This is a genomic window from Bradyrhizobium sp. S3.3.6 (assembly GCF_040546905.1).
Taxonomy (GTDB): domain Bacteria; phylum Pseudomonadota; class Alphaproteobacteria; order Rhizobiales; family Xanthobacteraceae; genus Bradyrhizobium; species Bradyrhizobium cytisi.
Genome location: NZ_JBEPOT010000002.1, coordinates 721,578 through 740,486, shown reverse-complemented (window position 1 = coordinate 740,486; position 18,909 = coordinate 721,578). Strand labels below are relative to the sequence as shown.

At 63.1% G+C, this 18,909-nt stretch carries 17 protein-coding genes and 1 pseudogene; 15 read left to right on the top strand and 3 right to left on the bottom strand.

Annotated features, from left to right (window positions below):
* Positions 1-21 precede the first annotated feature (21 nt).
* From ABID59_RS08165 to ABID59_RS08105, 13 genes and pseudogenes are all read left to right on the top strand, one after another.
* Positions 22-1,161 carry a zinc-binding dehydrogenase gene (locus tag ABID59_RS08165; protein WP_354083023.1) on the top strand — a complete coding sequence of 380 codons (1,140 nt, stop codon included), beginning with the start codon at positions 22-24 and terminating at the stop codon, positions 1,159-1,161.
* Between the two features lie 111 nt (positions 1,162-1,272).
* Positions 1,273-2,272: pseudogene (locus ABID59_RS08160) on the top strand (MBL fold metallo-hydrolase).
* Positions 2,273-2,455: 183 nt separating this feature from the next.
* A complete protein-coding gene (locus ABID59_RS08155; RefSeq protein WP_148753736.1) occupies positions 2,456-3,007 on the top strand; it encodes an NADPH-dependent FMN reductase in 552 nt (183 codons plus the stop codon).
* Between the two features lie 121 nt (positions 3,008-3,128).
* Positions 3,129-3,446, top strand: a complete 318-nt coding sequence (locus ABID59_RS08150; protein ID WP_148753737.1) for an FtsB family cell division protein — start codon at positions 3,129-3,131, stop codon at positions 3,444-3,446.
* A 94-nt stretch (positions 3,447-3,540) separates the two neighbouring features.
* Positions 3,541-4,920, top strand: a complete 1,380-nt coding sequence (locus ABID59_RS08145; RefSeq protein ID WP_354037000.1) for a glycerophosphodiester phosphodiesterase family protein — start codon at positions 3,541-3,543, stop codon at positions 4,918-4,920.
* Between the two features lie 169 nt (positions 4,921-5,089).
* The gene (gene pdhA / locus ABID59_RS08140; RefSeq protein WP_148753738.1) at positions 5,090-6,112 is read left to right on the top strand and encodes a pyruvate dehydrogenase (acetyl-transferring) E1 component subunit alpha; all 1,023 of its coding nucleotides are present in this window, start codon (positions 5,090-5,092) and stop codon (positions 6,110-6,112) included.
* Between the two features lie 30 nt (positions 6,113-6,142).
* The gene (locus ABID59_RS08135) at positions 6,143-7,531 is read left to right on the top strand and encodes a pyruvate dehydrogenase complex E1 component subunit beta (RefSeq protein WP_148753739.1); all 1,389 of its coding nucleotides are present in this window, start codon (positions 6,143-6,145) and stop codon (positions 7,529-7,531) included.
* Between the two features lie 3 nt (positions 7,532-7,534).
* The gene (locus ABID59_RS08130; RefSeq protein WP_015685879.1) at positions 7,535-7,837 is read left to right on the top strand and encodes a DUF5076 domain-containing protein; all 303 of its coding nucleotides are present in this window, start codon (positions 7,535-7,537) and stop codon (positions 7,835-7,837) included.
* A gap of 2 nt (positions 7,838-7,839) precedes the next feature.
* Positions 7,840-8,292 carry a nucleoside deaminase gene (locus ABID59_RS08125; RefSeq protein WP_354083022.1) on the top strand — a complete coding sequence of 151 codons (453 nt, stop codon included), beginning with the start codon at positions 7,840-7,842 and terminating at the stop codon, positions 8,290-8,292.
* A 62-nt stretch (positions 8,293-8,354) separates the two neighbouring features.
* Positions 8,355-9,713: a pyruvate dehydrogenase complex dihydrolipoamide acetyltransferase gene (locus ABID59_RS08120; RefSeq protein ID WP_354083021.1), complete on the top strand. Its 1,359-nt coding sequence runs from the start codon at positions 8,355-8,357 to the stop codon at positions 9,711-9,713.
* A 131-nt stretch (positions 9,714-9,844) separates the two neighbouring features.
* The gene (gene lpdA, locus ABID59_RS08115; protein ID WP_354083020.1) at positions 9,845-11,266 is read left to right on the top strand and encodes a dihydrolipoyl dehydrogenase; all 1,422 of its coding nucleotides are present in this window, start codon (positions 9,845-9,847) and stop codon (positions 11,264-11,266) included.
* A 75-nt stretch (positions 11,267-11,341) separates the two neighbouring features.
* Positions 11,342-12,583 carry a threonine synthase gene (locus ABID59_RS08110; RefSeq protein WP_354083019.1) on the top strand — a complete coding sequence of 414 codons (1,242 nt, stop codon included), beginning with the start codon at positions 11,342-11,344 and terminating at the stop codon, positions 12,581-12,583.
* An 82-nt stretch (positions 12,584-12,665) separates the two neighbouring features.
* Positions 12,666-13,637, top strand: coding sequence for a tripartite tricarboxylate transporter substrate binding protein BugD (locus ABID59_RS08105; RefSeq protein ID WP_354083018.1), 972 nt, complete (start codon positions 12,666-12,668; stop codon positions 13,635-13,637).
* Between the two features lie 32 nt (positions 13,638-13,669).
* On the opposite strand, the gene ABID59_RS08100 is transcribed toward ABID59_RS08105, so the two are convergent.
* The 3 genes from ABID59_RS08100 to ABID59_RS08090 form a co-directional block, all read right to left on the bottom strand.
* A complete protein-coding gene (locus ABID59_RS08100; RefSeq protein WP_187435143.1) occupies positions 13,670-14,056 on the bottom strand; it encodes a response regulator transcription factor in 387 nt (128 codons plus the stop codon).
* An 86-nt stretch (positions 14,057-14,142) separates the two neighbouring features.
* Complete coding sequence (locus ABID59_RS08095) at positions 14,143-14,733, bottom strand: response regulator transcription factor (protein WP_430640189.1); 591 nt, start codon at positions 14,731-14,733, stop codon at positions 14,143-14,145.
* 77 nt (positions 14,734-14,810) lie between these two features.
* On the bottom strand, positions 14,811-17,246 hold the full coding sequence (locus ABID59_RS08090) for a PAS domain S-box protein (protein ID WP_354083017.1): 2,436 nt from the start codon (positions 17,244-17,246) through the stop codon (positions 14,811-14,813).
* Positions 17,247-17,966: 720 nt separating this feature from the next.
* Between ABID59_RS08090 and ABID59_RS08085 the strand changes: the two genes are divergently transcribed.
* Positions 17,967-18,365, top strand: a complete 399-nt coding sequence (locus ABID59_RS08085; RefSeq protein WP_246230135.1) for a hypothetical protein — start codon at positions 17,967-17,969, stop codon at positions 18,363-18,365.
* A gap of 322 nt (positions 18,366-18,687) precedes the next feature.
* The gene (locus tag ABID59_RS08080) at positions 18,688-18,900 is read left to right on the top strand and encodes a hypothetical protein (protein ID WP_354083016.1); all 213 of its coding nucleotides are present in this window, start codon (positions 18,688-18,690) and stop codon (positions 18,898-18,900) included.
* The last annotated feature ends 9 nt before the right edge of the window (positions 18,901-18,909 follow it).

The window sequence follows — 18,909 nt, the reverse complement described above, 5'->3', positions numbered from 1 at the left end:
CAAGGACAGGGGAGGATCGACATGAGCGACGGCAAGACCGGACTGCAACTGCGTTCGCTGATCAAGAAGAGCGGAGAGCTCGAGATCCTGCTTCTGGACGTGCCGACTCCCGAGCCCGCGGATGACGAGGTCGTCGTCCGCATCGAGGCGGCGCCGATCAACCCGTCCGACCTCGGCCTGCTCGTCGGCGCTGCCGACATGAGCACGGCGAAGGCGTCTGGCACGAAAGAGGCGCCCGTCATCACCGCGAAGGTGCCTGATGGTGCGATGCGCGCAATGGGCGCGCGGCTCGACCAATCCCTGCCGGTCGGCAATGAGGGTGCCGGCGTCGTCATTAAGACCGGCTCGTCGGATGCGGCGAAGGCGCTGATGGGCAAGACCGTCGCGATGATCGGCGGTGCCATGTACGCGCAGTACCGGACCCTGAAGGCGAGGGACTGCCAGCCGTTGCCCGAGGGCACGACGGCGGCAGAGGGCGCATCCTGGTTCGTCAATCCGCTCACTGCGCTCGGCATGACCGAGACGATGCGGCGCGAAGGCCACAAGGCGCTGGTGCACACCGCAGCCGCCTCCAATCTCGGTCAGATGCTGAACAAGATCTGCATCAAGGACGGCATCGGGCTCGTCAACGTCGTGCGCAGCAAGGAGCAGGCCGAGATCCTGAAGAAGATCGGCGCCAAGCATGTTGTCGATTCCAGCGTGCCTGATTTCCTCGACGATCTCACGGCTGCGCTGGTCGAGACCGGCGCGACCATCGCCTTCGATGCCATCGGCGGCGGCAAGCTCGCCGGCGACATCCTCAACTGCATGGAAATCGCGATCAACAAGACCGCGAAGGAATACAGCCGTTACGGCTCCAGCGTGCACAAGCAGGTTTACGTCTACGGCGCGCTCGATATCCGTCCGATCGAGCTGCCGCGCGGCTTCGGCATGGCTTGGGGCGTTGGCGGTTGGCTCTTGACTCCGTTCCTGCAGAAGATCGGACCTGCCGACATCGGACGGCTGCGTCAGCGCGTCGTGAGCGAATTAAAGACCACCTTTGCCAGCCACTACACCAAGGTGGTGTCGCTGCAGGAGGCGCTCGATCCCGCCAATATCGCGGTGTACGCCAAACGTGCCACCGGCGAAAAATTCCTCATCAATCCGAATAAATCTTCGTGATCGGCGACGGCAGATTACCTAAAAGAGGTCTTGCCTTCTGAGAGAAGCGGGAGATTATTCCGCCGCGTTGAAAGCGGAAAAACCGTAACGCGCTCAGAAGGGGACATCTCCATGACCGATCTCAATCGCCGTCATCTGCTTGCAGGCGCCGCTGCAGTCGGCGCGGCCGCCGTCACGGGATTGCGACCAATCGCAACCAATGCCGCGGTGCCGCAAGCCGGCGCGCAGGCGCCGGGCTTCTACCGCTACAAGGTCGGCAGCTTCGAGTGCACCTCGATCAATGACGGCGCGCGCAGCTTCCCGATGCCGGACAAGTTCGTCGCCAACATTCCGAAGGAGGAAGCGCTCGCCGCTGCCGACGCCGCCTACATGCCGAAGGGCATGGTCACGGTCCCGTTCAATCCGCAGCTCATCAACACCGGCTCCAAGCTCGTGCTGATCGATACCGGCAACGGCGTCGCCAATCTGGAGCCCAGCAAGGGCGCGGTCGGCCGCACCCTGCAAAACCTGCAGTCCGCCGGCGTCGATACGAAGAGCATCGACATCGTGCTGCTGTCGCACCTGCATCCCGACCACACCAACGGCATCCGCCTGGCCGACGGCTCGCTCGCGTTCCCGAATGCCGAGATCATGGTGCCGGTGAAGGATTGGGAGTTCTGGACCAGCGAGGACAACGCCGCCAAGGCGCAATCCAGCGACATGATGAAGAACTACTTCGCCAACGTGAAGAAGACCTTCGCCGGCATCGAGTCCAAGGTGACGAAGTATGAATGGGGCAAGGAGGTCGCGCCCGGAATCACCTCGATCGCGACGCCCGGCCACACGCCCGGTCACACTTCGTTCGCGGTCGCCTCGGGCGACAAGAAGGTGCTGATCCAGTCCGACGTCACCAACATTCCCGAGCTTTTCTTGCGCAATCCGGACTGGCACGTGGCATTCGACACCGACGGCGCGCTGGCGCAGGAGACCCGCCACAAGTTCTACGACATGGCGGGCAGCCGAGAAGGCGACCGTGGTCGGCTTCCACTTCACCTTCCCCTCGGTCGGCCATGTCGAGAAGGACGGCGCCAGGTATCGCCTGATCCCGTCGGCGTGGAATCCGACGATCTGATCCCGTTTGCAGATTTGCACGAAAGATCGGGCCGCCGCTTGGCGGCCCGGTTGTTTTGGACGACCATCTGCTTTCAAGAAACTCAGCGTTTCCAAATCGGGTCGGTTCATGCACTTGCATCCATCGGTCCGGATCGCTTAAGTGCTGCCGCGGAACTCTCGCTCCAGATCTCAAGGACAACCCATGGCCTACAATATCGTCGTGATCGCCGGCAGCCTGCGCAAGGACAGCTTCTCTCGGAAGATCGCCAATGCGCTGACCAAGCTCGCGCCGGCATCTCTCAAGCTCGAGGTCGTGACGCTCGGGGGCATCTCGTTCTTCAACCAGGATCTCGAAAGCGCGCCGCCGGCCGACTGGCTGGCTTTCCGCGAGAAGCTGCAGAAGTCCGACGGCGTCATCTTTGTCACGCCGGAATACAATCGCGCCATCCCGGGCGTGCTGAAGAACGCTATCGATGTCGCCTCACGGCCCTATGGCAAGAGCTCGTTCAACGGCAAGCCTGTCGGTATCATCTCCAACTCGCCGGGCCCGCTCGGTGGCGTCAGCGCCGCCAAGACGCTCCAGAACATCCTGCCGGGCATTGCCGGCCCGATCCTGCAGCAGCCCGAGATCTATCTGAATGCGGTCGGCGACGCTTTTGATGCCGAGGGCAATCTGGTCAAGGAGTCGCTCAAGCCCGTGCTCCAGGCCTACATCGACGCGTTCGCCGCGCACGTTGCCAAGCATCACGGCTGATAAGGTCCGAGCCTCCGTCATGTCCGGGATAAACCAAGGATAAACCCCGGGCATGACGGGTCCGTAATACGGGAAAGGGAAGATTAGCACTCCCTTAACCAAGCTGCCCCATCTTGCCAAAATGGTCTCTCGCGCCCGCCTCAAATCGGTCCTGACCGGTCTCGCCCTCTATGCGATGGCGGCCGCCATCGTCGGCTATTTCGGCGTCAACGCCTATACCGGCAAATACGGCCTCAACGCCCGCCAGGAGCTCGACCAGGAGATCATCGCGCTGACCAGCGAGCTCGCCCAGCTCAAGCGCGAGCGCGCCCGGAGCGAGCAGCGCGTCTCGCTGCTGCGCACTGAGAAGATCGATCCTGACATGCTGGATGAGCGGGCGCGGTTCCAGCTCGACTATGTCAATCCGCACGATCTCGTTCGGATGATCCCGCAGAACTGAATCGCCTGCCTTCCGCCGTCATCCGCATGTCAGAGTCTTAAGACAAGACAGCAAGCCCGGCATTGATGCGTTGCCGCGAAGATGGAGGCTTGTCATGACGAACGATCGTTCCCGACGGACGCTGCGTATTGGAGCGATGCTGTTCAGCGCGGCATTCCTGCCGCTGTCGATGGCATATGCACAGACCGCCTCGTCGCCATCAGGCGCAAAACCCTTCCTGACCGTTGACGGAAAGGCGCCGCTGATCCTCGGCCATCGCGGCGTGCCGGGGCTAGTGCCCGAAGAGACCGAGGCCTCGTATGACCTCGCCGCGGCGCTCGGAACCGACGCGCTCGAAGAGGACCTGCACCTGACCAAGGACTGCGTCCTGGTCGCGCGTCACAACCCCTGGCTCGCGGATAACACTGACGTGGCCGAGGTGGCGAAGACCAATGCGGCAGTCGCGGCCCGCAAGCGCACGGTGCCCGGCGTGCGTGTCAAGGCGCCTTCTCCCACCAACGGGCCCGCCGACTACCTCGTCGATCTCACCGATCCGGCCGATCCCAAATCGGTGCTGAAGTCATTGATCGTCGACGGCGAAGATCACACCAACGACTGGTCGATCACCGACTTCACCATGGCCGAGCTGAAGCAATGGATCGGCGGCACCACCTACGATGCGGCCAATGAGCGGCCGAAGGTGTTCAACGGCAAATTCCCGGTTATCAGCTTCCAGGACATCCTCGATATCGCCAAGGCCAAGAGCAAGGAGACCGGGCGTCCCATCCTGGTCTATCCGGAAACCAAGAACCCGACCTGGAACAATGCGCAGGCCATCGCCAACGGCTGCGGCGCGCCGGGCAGCCATCCACTCGAGGATGCCCTAATCAAGATCATCAAGGACAACGGCCTCAACACCAAGGACGCGCCGATCCTGGTCCAGAGTTTCGAGCCCGGCAGCCTGAAATATATGCGCGGCCATGGCCTGGAGACGCGGCAGGTTCAGCTCATCGATGGTAACGGCATCGACTTCAAGACCGGCAAGGTCCTGCTCAACAACATCACCAACTCCCGTCCGTTCGACTGGACGGTAGCCGGTGACGCGCGCCTGTACGATGCGATGCTGAGCCCCGTGGGTCTCGCCGAGATCAAGACCTATGCCGACGGCATCGGCCCGTGGAAGGCCTATATCGTTCCGCTCAAGGTCGCGCCGTGGAAGGACAGCAATGCCGACGGCACGCCCTACAAGGGCTCGACGCCCGAGGCATCGACGCAGGAGGCAACCAGTCTGATCGCCGACGCGCACAAGCTCGGCCTATTCGTCCACGTCTTCACGTTCCGGAATGAGAAGAAATATCTCGCGGCCGACTATCACGCCGATCCGGCCCAGGAATATCTCAAATTTTTCCGTCTCGGCGTCGACGGGGTCTTCACCGACTTCACACACACCGGCGTTGCCGCCCGCGCAACGTATTTGCGAGAGCTCGGCTGGTGAGCCGAGCATTGCCAAAGCCGAATGTTGCCTGATCAAGCCCAAAGATTTTGCAAAATTTCCGCCACGTTGCAGTGCGGCATAATGAAAGTCGTGCCATGTCGCTGCGGTGCTTTCACACGCGATTGAGTTGGGTTAGAGAGGGCTTAGTTTTCTCTGACCCGGAATTCCCATGGCCGCCCCCAAGAAAGCCGCCGCAAGCAGCCCACAAGACAAGACCGACGGCGGTTCGCCCCCGGAGTTCACCAGGGAGCAGGAGCTGAAGGCGCTCCGCGACATGTTGCTGATCCGGCGATTCGAGGAAAAGGCCGGTCAGCTCTACGGCATGGGCGCGATCGGCGGCTTCTGCCATCTCTATATCGGCCAGGAGGCCGTGGTGGTCGGCATGCAGATGGCCCTGAAGCAGGGCGATCAGGTCATCACCGGCTATCGCGATCACGGACATATGCTTGCCACCGGCATGGAAGCCAACGGCGTGATGGCCGAGCTCACCGGCCGCCGCGGCGGCTATTCCAAGGGCAAGGGCGGCTCCATGCACATGTTCAGCAAGGAGAAGCACTTTTACGGCGGCCACGGCATCGTCGGCGCCCAGGTCTCGCTCGGCACCGGTCTCGCCTTCGCCAACAATTATCGCAGCAATGGCAATGTCAGCGTCACCTATTTCGGCGACGGCGCGGCCAACCAGGGCCAGGTCTATGAGAGCTTCAACATGGCGGAGCTCTGGAAGCTGCCGGTGATCTTCGTCATCGAGAACAACCGCTACGCCATGGGCACCTCGGTCTCGCGCGCCTCCGCGCAGCAGGATTTCTCCAAGCGCGGCGCCTCTTTCAACATCCCCGGAATGCAGGTTGACGGCATGGACGTCCGCGCGGTCAAGGCTGCGGCTGATGAAGCTGCCGCCTGGTGCCGCTCCGGCAAGGGCCCGATGATCCTGGAGATGCAGACGTACCGCTATCGCGGCCACTCGATGTCCGATCCTGCAAAGTACCGCACGCGCGAGGAGGTCGAGAAGGTTCGCCACGACCAGGATCCGATCGAGCAGGTGCGCAACCGACTGCTCGCGGCCAAGGTCAGCGAGGCCGACCTCAAGGCGATCGACGCCGGGGTGCGCGACATCGTCAACGCGTCCGCCGACTTTGCCCAGCACGATCCCGAGCCGGATGCCGCCGAGCTCTGGACCGACGTTTACCGCTGAAACGCGCGCAAGCTTTCTTTTGGAGAAGATATGCCAATTCAAGTGCTGATGCCCGCGTTGTCGCCCACGATGGAAAAGGGCAACCTTGCCAAATGGCTGAAAAAAGAGGGCGAGACGATCAAGTCCGGCGACGTGATCGCCGAGATCGAGACCGACAAGGCCACCATGGAGGTCGAGGCGACCGATGAGGGCACGCTCGGCAAGATCCTGATCCCCGAGGGCACCGCCGACGTCGCCGTCAACACGCCGATCGCGACCATCCTCGCCGACGGCGAGAGTGCCGCCGATCTCGCCAAGGCGCCCGCGCCGGCCAAGCAGGAGAAGGCTGCGGAATCCGCACCTCCCGCCGCTGCCAAAGCCGAAGCGCCCGCGCCAAAGGCCGCGCCTGCGCCGCAGGCCGTCGCCGAGCCAGATCCCGAAGTGCCTGCCGGCACCGAGATGGTGACGCAGACCATCCGCGAAGCGCTGCGCGACGCCATGGCGGAAGAGATGCGCCGCGACGCCGACGTCTTCGTGATGGGCGAGGAGGTCGCCGAATATCAGGGCGCCTACAAGGTCACCCAGGGCCTGCTCCAGGAATTCGGCGCCAGGCGTGTCATCGACACCCCGATCACCGAGCATGGCTTTGCCGGTGTCGGGGTCGGCGCGGCCATGACCGGCCTGAAGCCGATCGTCGAGTTCATGACCTTCAACTTCGCCATGCAGGCGATCGACCAGATCATCAACTCCGCGGCCAAGACGCTCTACATGTCCGGCGGACAGATGGGCTGCTCAATCGTGTTCCGCGGACCGAACGGCGCGGCTGCGCGCGTCGCCGCCCAGCACAGCCAGGATTACGCGTCCTGGTACTCGAACATTCCGGGTCTCAAGGTGGTCGCGCCGTTCTCGGCCGCCGACTACAAGGGTCTGCTCAAGGCCGCGATCCGCGATCCCAATCCGGTGATCTTCCTCGAGAACGAGATGCTCTACGGGCACACCGGTGAAGTGCCGAAGCTCGACGACTTCGTGATCCCGATCGGCAAGGCGCGGATCGTACGCTCGGGCAGCCATGTCACGATCATCTCCTGGTCGAACGGCATGTCCTATGCGCTCAAGGCCGCCGACGAGCTCGCCAAGGAGGGCATCGAGGCCGAGGTGATCGATTTGCGCACGCTGCGCCCGATGGACACCGAGACGATCATCAACTCTGTCAAGAAGACGGGCCGTGCCGTCACGGTGGAGGAGGGCTGGGCCCAGAGCGGCGTCGGCGCCGAGATCGCTGCGCGCATCATGGAGAACGCCTTCGACTATCTGGATGCGCCGGTCGCCCGCGTCACCGGCAAGGACGTGCCGATGCCCTATGCGGCAAACCTGGAGAAGCTTGCGCTGCCCTCGGCGGCTGAAGTGGTCGAGGCCGCCAAAGCTGTCTGCTACAGGTAGGCCATGGCGGGCCCGAAGGAGCAGCCATTGCCGCCCGACGTCCTCGCCCGCGACGACGCGGTCGAGATCCTGCGCGTGTTCGTGCTGGATGGCGGGCTGTCGATGGCGTTCCAGCGTGCCTTCGAAGAGCCCGACATGTGGGGCCTGCTGCTCGTCGATCTCGCCCGTCACGCCGCGCGCGCCTATGCGCGCGAGAGCGAATACACCGAGGAGGACGCGATGAACCGGATCCTCGAGATGTTCCAGGCGGAAATCGAGCGTCCCACCGACACCGGCACCACGACCCCGCGCGGGAAGGGACACTGACCGTGGCGATCGAATCCCACCATTACGATCTCATGCTGGAGGCGATCCGCGAAGCGGAAGCCTCGATTGCGCAAGGCGGCCTGCCGATCGGCGCCGTGCTGACGCGCGACAACAAGATCATCGCCCGCGGTCACAACAACCGCGTGCAGGAGAACAATCCGATCCTTCATGGCGAGATGAGCTGCCTGCGCGAAGCCGGTGCGATCTCGTTCCATGACACCGTCATGTACACCACGTTGTCGCCGTGCTCGATGTGTGCCGGCGCGCTCGGCTTGTTCAAGGTTCAGCTGGTGGTGATCGGGGAATCCGTCACCTTCGAGGGTTCCAAGGATATTCTCGACAAGTTCGGAATCCCCTGGCTCGACCTTGCCGACGACCGCTCCATCGCCATGATGAAGAATTGGCGTTCCATCCCTGCCAATGAGCGCCTGTGGCAGGGCGACATCGGCAACTAAACCTGGTCTGTTCGTCTTCGCTGTCGGAGACGACGTTTTGCAAAATTCTTCTTGAGGTCAGCATGCCCATCAACATCCTGATGCCCGCTCTTTCGCCGACGATGGAGAAGGGCAACCTCGCCAAGTGGCTGAAGAAGGAAGGCGACAAGGTCAAATCCGGCGATATCATCGCCGAGATCGAGACCGACAAGGCGACCATGGAGGTCGAGGCCATCGACGAGGGCACGATCGCCAGGATCCTCGTGCCCGAGGGCACGCAGGACGTCCCGGTCAACGACGTGATCGCGGTGCTCGCCGGCGAAGGCGAGGACGTGAAGGCGGCTGGCGCCGCCAAGCCCAGCGCGTCGGCCGCGCCTCCGAAAGCCGCTGCTGCGCCTGCTGCCGCTCCTGCTGCCGCTCCTGCGCCTGCCGCCCCCAAGGCTCCGCCGCCTGCTGCCGCTGCTTCGGCGCCGCAGGCCGCTGCTGCACCGGTTGCGCAGAGCAACGGCCAGGGCGGCCGCGTGTTCTCCTCGCCGCTGGCGCGCCGCATCGCCAAGGAAGTTGGCATCGATGTCGGCATGGTCATCGGCACCGGTCCGCACGGCCGCGTCGTTGCGCGCGACGTCGAGCAGGCCAAGTCCGGCAAGGGTCTCAAGGCACCCGCCGCGGCGCCGTCCGGTGCACCCTCGATTGCCCCGACTATGTCGGACAAGCAGATCCTCTCGCTATTCGAGCCTGGCTCCTACGAGGTCGTCCCGCATGACGGCATGCGCCGCACCATCGCGCAACGCCTGACCGCCTCGATCCAGAACGTCCCGCACTTCTACCTGACCATCGACTGCGACATCGGCAAGCTGCTCGCCGCGCGCGAGGAGATCAATGCGGCTGCTCCGAAGGACAAGGAGAAGAAGCCGCTCTACAAGATCTCGGTCAACGACTTCGTCATCAAGGCGATGGCGGTCGCGCTCCAGAAGATCCCGAACTGCAATGTGAGCTGGACCGAAAGCGGCATGGTCAAGCATCATCATTCCGACGTCGGCGTCGCGGTGGCGATGCCCGGCGGCCTGATCACGCCGATCATCCGCAAGGCCGAGACCAAGACGCTCTCCACCATCTCCAACGAGATGAAGGATTTCGCCGCGCGGGCCCGTTCTCGCAAGCTGAAGCCCGAGGAATACCAGGGCGGCACCACCGCAGTCTCCAACCTCGGCATGTTCGGCATCAGCCACTTCACCGCCGTGATCAATCCGCCGCACGCCACCATTTTGGCGGTCGGCACCAGCGAGGAGCGGCCCGTCGTGCGCGGCGGCAAGATCGAGATCGCGAACATGATGAGCGTGACGCTGTCCTGCGATCACCGCGCCATCGACGGCGCGCTCGGCGCCGAGCTGATCGGCGCCTTCAAGCAGCTGATCGAAAACCCCGTCATGATGATGGTGTGAGCCGAGAACGGTGGATACGTAGGGTGGGCAAGGGCGCAAGGCGCCGTGCCCACCTTATTTCATGGCGTTAGACGGCGGTGGGCACGCTTCGCTTTGCCCACCCTACGAATTTAAGTTGAATGGGAGCCGCAATGGCCGACACATCCTTCGACGTCATCATCATCGGCTCCGGTCCCGGCGGCTATGTCACCGCGATCCGCGCCGCGCAGCTCGGTCTCAAGACCGCGATCGTCGAGAAAGCCTATCTCGGTGGCATCTGTCTGAATTGGGGCTGCATCCCGACCAAGGCGCTGCTACGCTCCGCCGAGATCTACCACTACATGCAGCATGCCAAGGATTACGGCCTGTCAGCTGAGAAGGTGTCGTTCGATCCGAAGGCGGTGGTGCAGCGTTCGCGCGGCGTCTCCAAGCGGCTGAACGACGGCGTCGGCTTCCTGATGAAGAAGAACAAGGTGAGCGTGATCTGGGGCGCCGCCTCGATCGATGCCCCCGGCAAGGTCACCGTGAAGAAGTCCGACGTCGAGGCACCGAAGGGGACCCTCGGCGAGGGGAGCTACCAGGCCAAGCACATCATCGTCGCGACCGGCGCGCGTCCGCGCGTGCTGCCAGGGCTCGAGCCCGACAAGAAGCTGATCTGGACCTATTTCGAGGCGATGGTGCCGGAGCGGATGCCGAAGTCGCTGCTGGTGGTCGGCTCGGGCGCGATCGGCATCGAGTTCGCCTCGTTCTTCCACACCATGGGTTCTGACGTCACCGTCGTCGAGGTGCTGCCTCAGATCCTTCCCGTCGAGGACGCCGAGATCGCAGGCCTCGCCCGCAAGCGCCTGGAGAAGCAGGGCATCAAGATCATGTCCTCGACCAAGGTGACCAAGCTCGAGAAGAAGGCCGACAGCGTCGTCGCCACGATTGATGACGGCAAGGGCAAGCCGGCCACGACCGAGTTCGAGCGCGTGATCTCGGCTGTCGGCGTGGTCGGCAATATCGAAAATCTCGGGCTCGAAAAGCTTGGCGTCAAAACCGACCACGGCTGCATCGTGATCGACGGCTACGGCAAGACCAACGTCCCCGGCATCTATGCCATCGGCGATGTCGCCGGCCCCCCGATGCTCGCGCACAAGGCCGAGCATGAAGGCGTGATCTGCGTCGAGGCGATCAAGGGCCTGCATCCGCATCCCATGGACAAGAACCTGATCCCGGGTTGCACCTATTGCCAGCCGCAGGTTGCCTCCGTCGGTCTCACCGAAGCCAAGGCCAAGGAAAACGGCCGTGAGATCCGCGTCGGCCGCTTCCCGTTCGTCGGCAACGGCAAGGCCATCGCGCTTGGCGAGGACCAGGGCCTGGTCAAGGTGATCTTTGACAAAAAGACCGGCCAGCTGCTCGGCGCCCACATGGTCGGTGCTGAAGTGACCGAGCTGATCCAGGGCTACGTCGTCGCCATGAATCTGGAGACCACGGAAGAAGAGCTGATGCACACGGTGTTCCCGCATCCGACCCTGTCGGAAATGATGAAGGAAGCCGTGCTGGATGCTTATGGGCGGGTGCTGAATATTTGAGGGGCGCCATCGCCGCCCACCGCTCGCAATGACGAGCGGCGAGAGCCGTTTGCAAAATGAGAAGGAAATCACCCCATGCACGACAATGACAACCTGACCATCGAGCGCCCGACCTTCGTCACGCATCTGGAATGCGCGATGGAAGGCGATCATTACGCCGCCGATCAGGTCCACAACCTTTCCAAGGCCGGCAAGCCGCTGCTGGTGCGCTACGACCTCGCCGGTGTGAAGAAGGCGCTGACCAAGGACGCGCTGGCCCAGCGTCCCGCCGACATGTGGCGCTATCGCGAGCTGCTGCCGGTGCGCAAATGCAAGGACATCGTCTCGCTCGGCGAAGTCACCACGCCGCTGATCCGGCTGCCCAAGCTCGGCCAGAAGCTCGGCGGGGGCGAGATCATCGTGAAGGACGAGGGTCGGCTGCCGACCGGCTCGTTCAAGGCGCGCGGCCTCGTGATGGCGGTGTCGATGGGCAAGGCGCTCGGCGTCAAGCATATGGCGATGCCGACCAACGGCAACGCCGGTGCGGCGCTCGCGGCCTATGCAACCTCCTGCGGCATCAAGACCACGATCTTCTGCCCGGCCGATACGCCCGAGGTGAATGTCAGCGAGATAGAGCTGCAGGGCGCGACCGTTTATCGCGTCAACGGCTATATCGACGATTGCGGCAAGATCGTTGGCGAGGGCAAAGCAAAAGTGGGCTGGTTCGACACCTCGACCTTGAAAGAGCCGTACCGCATCGAAGGCAAGAAGACGATGGGTCTCGAGCTCGCCGAGCAGCTCGGCTGGGACGTGCCCGACGTGATCTTCTATCCGACCGGCGGCGGCACCGGCCTGATCGGCATGTGGAAGGCTTTCGACGAGCTCGAGAAGATCGGCTTCATCGGCTCGAAGCGTCCGCGCATGGTCGCGGTGCAGGCTTCGGGCTGTGCGCCGATGGTGCGCGCCTATGAGGCCGGCACCGAGCACGCCACCCGCTGGGAGGATGCCCACACCATCGCATCCGGCATCCGCGTGCCGCAGGCGATCGGCGACTTCCTGATTTTGCGCGCGGTGCGGCAGAGCAAGGGTTTTGCCATCGCGGTCGACGACGACAAGATCTCGGCGGCGCTGAACGAAGTGGCGCGCGAGGAGGGGCTGTTGCTTTGCCCCGAGGGCGCCGCGACCTATGCCGCCTACAAGGACAGCCTTGCCGACGGCCGCGTCAGCAAGACCGACCGCGTGATGCTGTTCAACTGCGCGACCGGCCTGAAATACCCGCTGCCGCCGGTCACCCGCACGCTCGATCGCCACAAGCCGATCGACTACACACAGTTCTAGCGCGTCATTTCATCTCTTCACGAACGACCTCTCTTCCCGTACGCGGGAAGAGATAAAAAACGACATCGCCGGGGAGAACACAATGAACAAGGCCGTCTGGGCCGGGCTGATCGGCATTGTCGCGTTCACGGGCGCCGTGCGCGCCGACGATTATCCGTCGCATCCCATCACCATCATCGTGCCCTTCGCAGCTGGCGGTCCGTCGGATGCAATGGCGCGCGTGCTCGCCGAGCGCATGCGCACCTCGCTCGGCCAGCCCTTGGTGATCGAGAACGTCACCGGCGCCGGCGGCTCGATCGGGGTGGGGCGCGCGGTGCATTCGCCGCCGGACGGCTACACCATCTCCTTCGGCCATCTCGGCACCCACGTCGCCAACGGCGCCGTCTACAAGCTCAATTACGATCTCGTCTCCGATCTCGAGCCGGTGGTGCTGCTGCCGAGCAACCCGATGATCGTGGTCAGCAAGAACGCGGTGCCCGCAACCTCGCTGAAGGAGCTGCTGGCTTGGCTGAAATCGCGGCCGTCGCCGCCGACGGCCGGCACGGCTGGCGCCGGCTCCGGCAGCCACATCGCCGGCGTCTATTTCGAGAGCATCTCCGGCATCAAGCTGCAGTACGTGCCGTATCGCGGCACCGCGCCCGCACTGAACGATCTGATCGCCGGCCAGATCGATGTCATCGTCGACCAGACCTCCAACTCCATCAACCAGGTGCGGGCCGGCACCATCCGCGCCTACGCCATCACCGACGACAAGCGCCTGGCTTCGGCGCCCGACATCCCGACCGCGGATGAAGCGGGCCTGAAGGGCTTCAACATGACGCTGTGGTCGGGCCTGTGGGTGCCGAAGGGCACGCCGAAGGAGATCGTCACCAAGCTCAATGCGGCGGCCGTAGAAGCGCTGAACGATCCTGCCGTGAAGAAGCAGCTCGAGGGCCAGGGCCTGGAGATGACGCCGCAGGATCAGCTCACGCCCGAAGCCCTCGGCGCGCGCCAGAAGGCCGAGATCGCAAAATGGTGGCCGATCATCAAGGCCGCCAACATCACGGTGGATTGAGCGCCTTATCGCCGGGGCTCGGCGCCGGCGTATCACGTCTCGGTTTTATCGGAGCCGGACAGGGCCATACGCAGACATTCAAGCAGAGCCGGCGTGGAGAAGGGCTTCGCGAGAAAGCAGATAGCGCCCGCCTTCAGCGCGCGGTCGCGCACGGCATCGTCGGGAAAGGCTGTCATGAAGATGAACGGCGTGTGATGACCGAGGCTGCGCATGTGCATCAAGAGCTCAACGCCGCCCATGACCGCCATCTGCACATCCGCGATCACGCAGGACGTTGTCTTCAGTTCGGCCGATTGAAGAAATTCGTCAGCGGAGCGAAAGATGTTGACCGTGTATCCCCGCGACGTCAGCAGATTGTTCGTCGCAAGGCGGACTGATCGATCATCGTCAATGACGGAAATAGCCGAGGGGATTGACAAGATGATCGCTCCTGATCGGGGAGCCGCCGATCACGGTGCCGCACCTGGCGGAAGGTGGGCTCTTGGAGCGAGCTTGAAAAGCATACTTAGGTTTGCACCTTTCCCCCCGGGCGTGAGATTCCGAGCGCCTCCACCATTCTGACGAGGTCGGCCAACGACTTGGCGCCCATTTTCCGCATGATCTGTCCGCGATAGATCTTGACGGTAATCTCTGCCAATCCAAGCTCGGCAGCGACTTGCTTGTTCATCAGACCGGACGCCACCAGGATGAGGATGTCGCGCTGGCGCGCGCTCAAACCCTCGAAGCGGGACCGCACTCCCGCGACCGACTCCTCGATATTGCGCCGCCTGCGATCCCGTTCGATCGCCGCCTGAACCGCATCCAGCATGTCCTGGTCGCGCACCGGCTTGGTCAGAAAATCGATGGCGCCGCTCTTCATGGCCCTGACGGTCATCGGAATATCGCCATGACCGGTGATGAAGATAATGGGCGTGTGAATGTTCGCCTTCGCGAGGTCCGACTGCAGGTCAAATCCGCTCGAGCCCGGCAGGCGGATGTCGAGCACAAGGCAGCTGGGGACCGCCGGTGGCTTGGCTTCCATGATCTCCGCCGCGGAGCCGAAAGCCTCGACCCTGAGGCCGACGGATTGAAAGAGGTTCGTGAGCGCACGGCGCATCGATGGATCGTCATCGACGATCAAGACGATCGCATCGTCGACGCTTGTCCGCGCCGTCGCGGCCTTGGGAAGGTCGGTCACGACGTGTCCTCGGTCGGCAAGGGCAGGGCAATCTGGAATGTTGCACCGCTCCCGTCATTGGGGAAGGCCGAGAGCCGGCCCGCGTGAGCCTCGATGATCGATCGGCAGATCGACAGTCCCATCCCCAGGCCGCTCGGCTTTGTCGTGAAGAAAGGTGTGAAGATGCGCTCCGTCGCGCCGTTGCCAAGGCCAACTCCGCGATCTGTCACGGTCACGAGCATGCGGCCTTCGCCGTGCTCGCTCACCTGGCTGGAGCGGATCGCAAGCTCGCGCGGGCGTTCCACATTGGCGTGCATGGCTTCAATCCCGTTCATGACCAGATTGATCAGCACCTGCTGCAGCTGGATCCGGTCGCCGCAAACCCGGGGCAGAGCGGACGCCAGCTCCATTCGCACCGACACAGCATGGGTGGCAAGCTCGCGCCGAACGAGCGCCACCGTCTCCCTGACGAGCTGGTTCATGTCGAGTGGAGCCATCTCGATCTCGGTCTTCTTGGCAAGCGCTCTGATCCGGCGGATCACCTCGCTGGCGCGATTGGCGTCCTCGACGATCCATTCCACGGAACGGCGCGCGGCATTCAGCTCGACCGGTTCGCGGTCGATCCATCCGATGCAGGCATCCGCATTGGAGATCACGGCGGCTAAGGGTTGATTGATCTCGTGGGCAATCGAGGCCGCGAGTTCGCCGAGCATCGTGACGCGCGTGACGTGAGCAAGCTCGGCTTGCGCTTTGCGCAGTGCTTCTTCGGCCTGCTCGGCACGGATCGCCGCCGTCACGTCGCTGCTGACGCCACGATAGCCGAGAAAGCTGCCGTTCGCATCGTGCAAGGGCTTGCCGCTGGTGCGCACGTAGATTGGAGATCCGTTGCGATCCTTGCTTCGGTACACCAGGTCGCGAAACGGAAGATGGGCATCGAGCGTCGCGCGATGCCGCTCCCACTTCTCGGGCTCGAGCTCGGCGTCGGGCGGAATGTCCCAACGGGCGAGACCGATCACGCCCGTGGGCACGGCACCGGCCGTATCGGCATGTTCCGAGATCCGTGTGATACGGTGGTCCGGCCCGGTCTCCCAAAACCAGTCCGATGCGGTTTCGGCATAGTCGCGGAATCGCTGCTCGGATTGCTTGAGCTCGTCAAAGGCCTTTCGTAGCGCTTGTTTTGCAGCAAACTGCTCGGTGACGTCGACGTGGGTGCCGATGATTTCCATCACATCGCCGTCCCCGCCGATGACGGGATGCCCCTCCGTATGGACGTGTCTTACCGAACCGTCCGGACGCATAATCCGAAAATCAACTTCGAAAGGCTGCTTTTGCTGGATTGCCTGACGTTCCATATCGACAATCCGGCCAAAGTCTTCGGCGAGGATCCGCTGTTGGAAAGCCCGTGCCGACAGATCGATCTGGTCCGGGTCGAATCCAAACAAGCGGTAGAGTTCGGCCGATCGGTAAGCGAACTCCTGGCGACGCACGTCCCAGGCCCAGCTGCTGGTATGGCTGAGGCGCTGGGCTTCGGTCAAATAGGCCTCGCTGCGGCGCAACCTCTGTTCCGCTTCCTTTGCAGTCGTGACGTCAGTGACGGCTCCGACAAACTCGATGTGCCCGGATCCATGTCTCACCGCGCGTGCCACGGAATGGAGATATTTGATTGATCCATCGGGCATCAGCAGGCGATATTCATGGTCGAAATCCTCCACGTCGCGGAAGGCACGATCGAGGGTCTTGCTGACCGCATCGCGATCTTCCGGATGGATGCGCTGGAAAACGAAATCCAGGGTCGGCTTTACCTCCGGGTCACATTGGAAGATGCGAAAGGTCTCCCTGGACCAGACGGCCTCGCGGGTTGCCAGACTCAAGCCGAAGCTGCCGGTGCGGCTCAATTCCTGAGCTTGGGCAAGGTAGGCCTCGCTCTGTCGCAGCGCATCCTCCGCCTCCTTGCGCTGGGTGATGTTCTCGCAGGCGACCAGCACGAGGGGCGTACCGTCGCCGCGCAGCATGGCCTTGGCGTTTTCACGGACCCAGAGAACCGAGCCGTCCTTCCGGATCTTGCGAATCTCCCAGGTGTGCGACTGGTCCACGGTTTCCAGGCACAGCCCGACACAGCGACGGACGAAATCGCGGTCCTCTTCAAAGAAGACGTTCAGCACGGATTGGCCGGTCAGCTCGGCCGCGGTGTAGCCCAGTTGCGCGGCGCCAAATGGATTCACGTTGAGCACCGTTCCGGCGGGATCGACCATGAAGTACATGACCGGATTGTGCTCGAACACCTGTCGCCATTGCTTTACGGCGTCGCGCAGGTCGGCGTTATCCTGCCGCCGGCCTTCTCCAGCCGCGGGCTCGTCTTTCGCTGCATTGCCGAGAGATCGAAGCGCCGCAAGGCCGCCGAGCAGGAATTGCGCGGCCGAGTTCCCTAATTTTGCGATCTGGCCAGGCATCATCGCAGGCGTCCCGGCCCGCTTGGGGGCGGGGCGAGTAGAGCACTTTGCTCCAAGAGGGGCAATTCCGATCAAAGCGGGATTTCCGCACCGGAAATTCGCGGCCTCCGAGCAGCTTGCCAGGCTTGCGCCGTCTCGTTGCGCGCGGGCGAAACTCCGGAAAACTACCGGACAAACCTATGTATAGGTCGCGCAACCCTAGTCATACGCTGCATTTACTTCCGTACAATTGAGCGGCCCGCCGTATGGGGACTAGTCTCACCGTCAATCCAGTGGAGTCGATCGCGAAGCACGAGCCGTCGAGTAGCTCGGTGTCGTGCACCCAAGAGGCCAGCTTCGCCTTCGCCGACGCCTGACTTGCCGATGATCTGGCCGGTCATGATTGAGAAGCCGCATTTCGTTGACGAACGTGATGACCGTGCATCAGCGCCCGTGGGAGCCTGGACCATCAGAGGCACCCATCAGAGGCGAAGAGGAGAGGATCATGTGCGATAAGCCCGAACACTCCGAGCGCCCTTCTGCCGCAAAAAGCTGCGCCGTCTGCAGCGGGAAGTTCGGCCTGATCCGGTATTATTCCTGGCGAGCGCCGCTCTGCTCCCGGAAATGTCTCGATCGCTTCAGGGCGCGCCGTGAGCGCGACCGCCGCTGGCTGTTCCGGTTCCAGGCGGCGTAAGGACCAGCCGCAGGGACCGTCACCAGGAAACTTCCGAACCAGGAGGCTACGTGTTGAACCGTGTCGGCAAGCTCCTCCTGGCGATCGCGCTGCCGCTTCCCCTGATGACGGGCGTGAAGGCCGACGAGGTTGGACCGGATGCTGCACATCGTCACCATCCGCCTCAGGACGAGCTTCTGCACGAGAAGTTTTATTCGAGCTGGCACATGCCCGACAATCCGGTGCTGAGCTGCTGCAACAGCGCGGATTGCTACCCGACCGAGATCCGCTATGTCGACGGCAAGATCTACGCGCGGCGCCGGGAGGACGGGAAATACATCCTGATCCCGGTCCAGAAAGTCGAGCGAAACAGGGACAATCCCGACGGCCGCAACCATCTTTGCGCGCCGCCGCCGTCCGCTTCCCTGGTCGATACGGTCTATTGCTTCGCGCTGGGAGGTGCCACGTGAGGTTCATATTGGTGAACGGCAGGACCCCTTTCCGCAAGACGTTCTGTCTGTGGTGCTGCGAGGAGATCAGCGGCAGCTATTTGCGCGACGTCCGAACGCTGCTGCCCTACTGCGACCACGAATGCTACGCGCTTCATCACGAAGCGTTGGCGCCGATCGGGGAGCGTGTGCGAGCGGCGTCCTGAGGAGAGAACCGGTCGAGGCGGCAAGAGAGGGCACGACGTTGAGATTCATGCTCGTCAATCAGGAAACACCTCGCCTCGGCGCTACCTGTAGCGCCTGCGCCCGGCCGCTGGGCGCGAGTTACCTCCGGCATGCCTCCATGCAAGAGCGGTACTGCGACTATGACTGCTACCGGCAGCAGGCAACCATGGAGATATTCTGGCCCTACCGCAGTTCGCTCGAGGCGATCACGGTGCTCACGGCCATTTCGGCCTGGAGCTTGATGATGCAGATGGGCGCACTCTCGCGCTCGCTGACCGAAGCCTATCTGCGCGCGCACGACCTTCTGACCACGGAAGGAGGTGACGGCTGACCCCACGAT

Coding starts and splice junctions, on each gene's coding strand:
- ABID59_RS08155 (WP_148753736.1), top strand. CDS start 2,456: ATGGCCTACAATATCGTCGTGATCGCCGGCAGCCTGCGCAAGGACAGC.
- ABID59_RS08080 (WP_354083016.1), top strand. CDS start 18,688: ATGCAAGAGCGGTACTGCGACTATGACTGCTACCGGCAGCAGGCAACC.
- ABID59_RS08130 (WP_015685879.1), top strand. CDS start 7,535: ATGGCGGGCCCGAAGGAGCAGCCATTGCCGCCCGACGTCCTCGCCCGC.
- ABID59_RS08120 (WP_354083021.1), top strand. CDS start 8,355: ATGCCCATCAACATCCTGATGCCCGCTCTTTCGCCGACGATGGAGAAG.
- lpdA (WP_354083020.1), top strand. CDS start 9,845: ATGGCCGACACATCCTTCGACGTCATCATCATCGGCTCCGGTCCCGGC.
- ABID59_RS08095 (WP_430640189.1), bottom strand. CDS start 14,733: ATGCGCCGTGCGCTCACGAACCTCTTTCAATCCGTCGGCCTCAGGGTC.
- ABID59_RS08145 (WP_354037000.1), top strand. CDS start 3,541: ATGACGAACGATCGTTCCCGACGGACGCTGCGTATTGGAGCGATGCTG.
- pdhA (WP_148753738.1), top strand. CDS start 5,090: ATGGCCGCCCCCAAGAAAGCCGCCGCAAGCAGCCCACAAGACAAGACC.
- ABID59_RS08090 (WP_354083017.1), bottom strand. CDS start 17,246: ATGATGCCTGGCCAGATCGCAAAATTAGGGAACTCGGCCGCGCAATTC.
- ABID59_RS08110 (WP_354083019.1), top strand. CDS start 11,342: ATGCACGACAATGACAACCTGACCATCGAGCGCCCGACCTTCGTCACG.
- ABID59_RS08165 (WP_354083023.1), top strand. CDS start 22: ATGAGCGACGGCAAGACCGGACTGCAACTGCGTTCGCTGATCAAGAAG.
- ABID59_RS08105 (WP_354083018.1), top strand. CDS start 12,666: ATGAACAAGGCCGTCTGGGCCGGGCTGATCGGCATTGTCGCGTTCACG.
- ABID59_RS08135 (WP_148753739.1), top strand. CDS start 6,143: ATGCCAATTCAAGTGCTGATGCCCGCGTTGTCGCCCACGATGGAAAAG.
- ABID59_RS08150 (WP_148753737.1), top strand. CDS start 3,129: ATGGTCTCTCGCGCCCGCCTCAAATCGGTCCTGACCGGTCTCGCCCTC.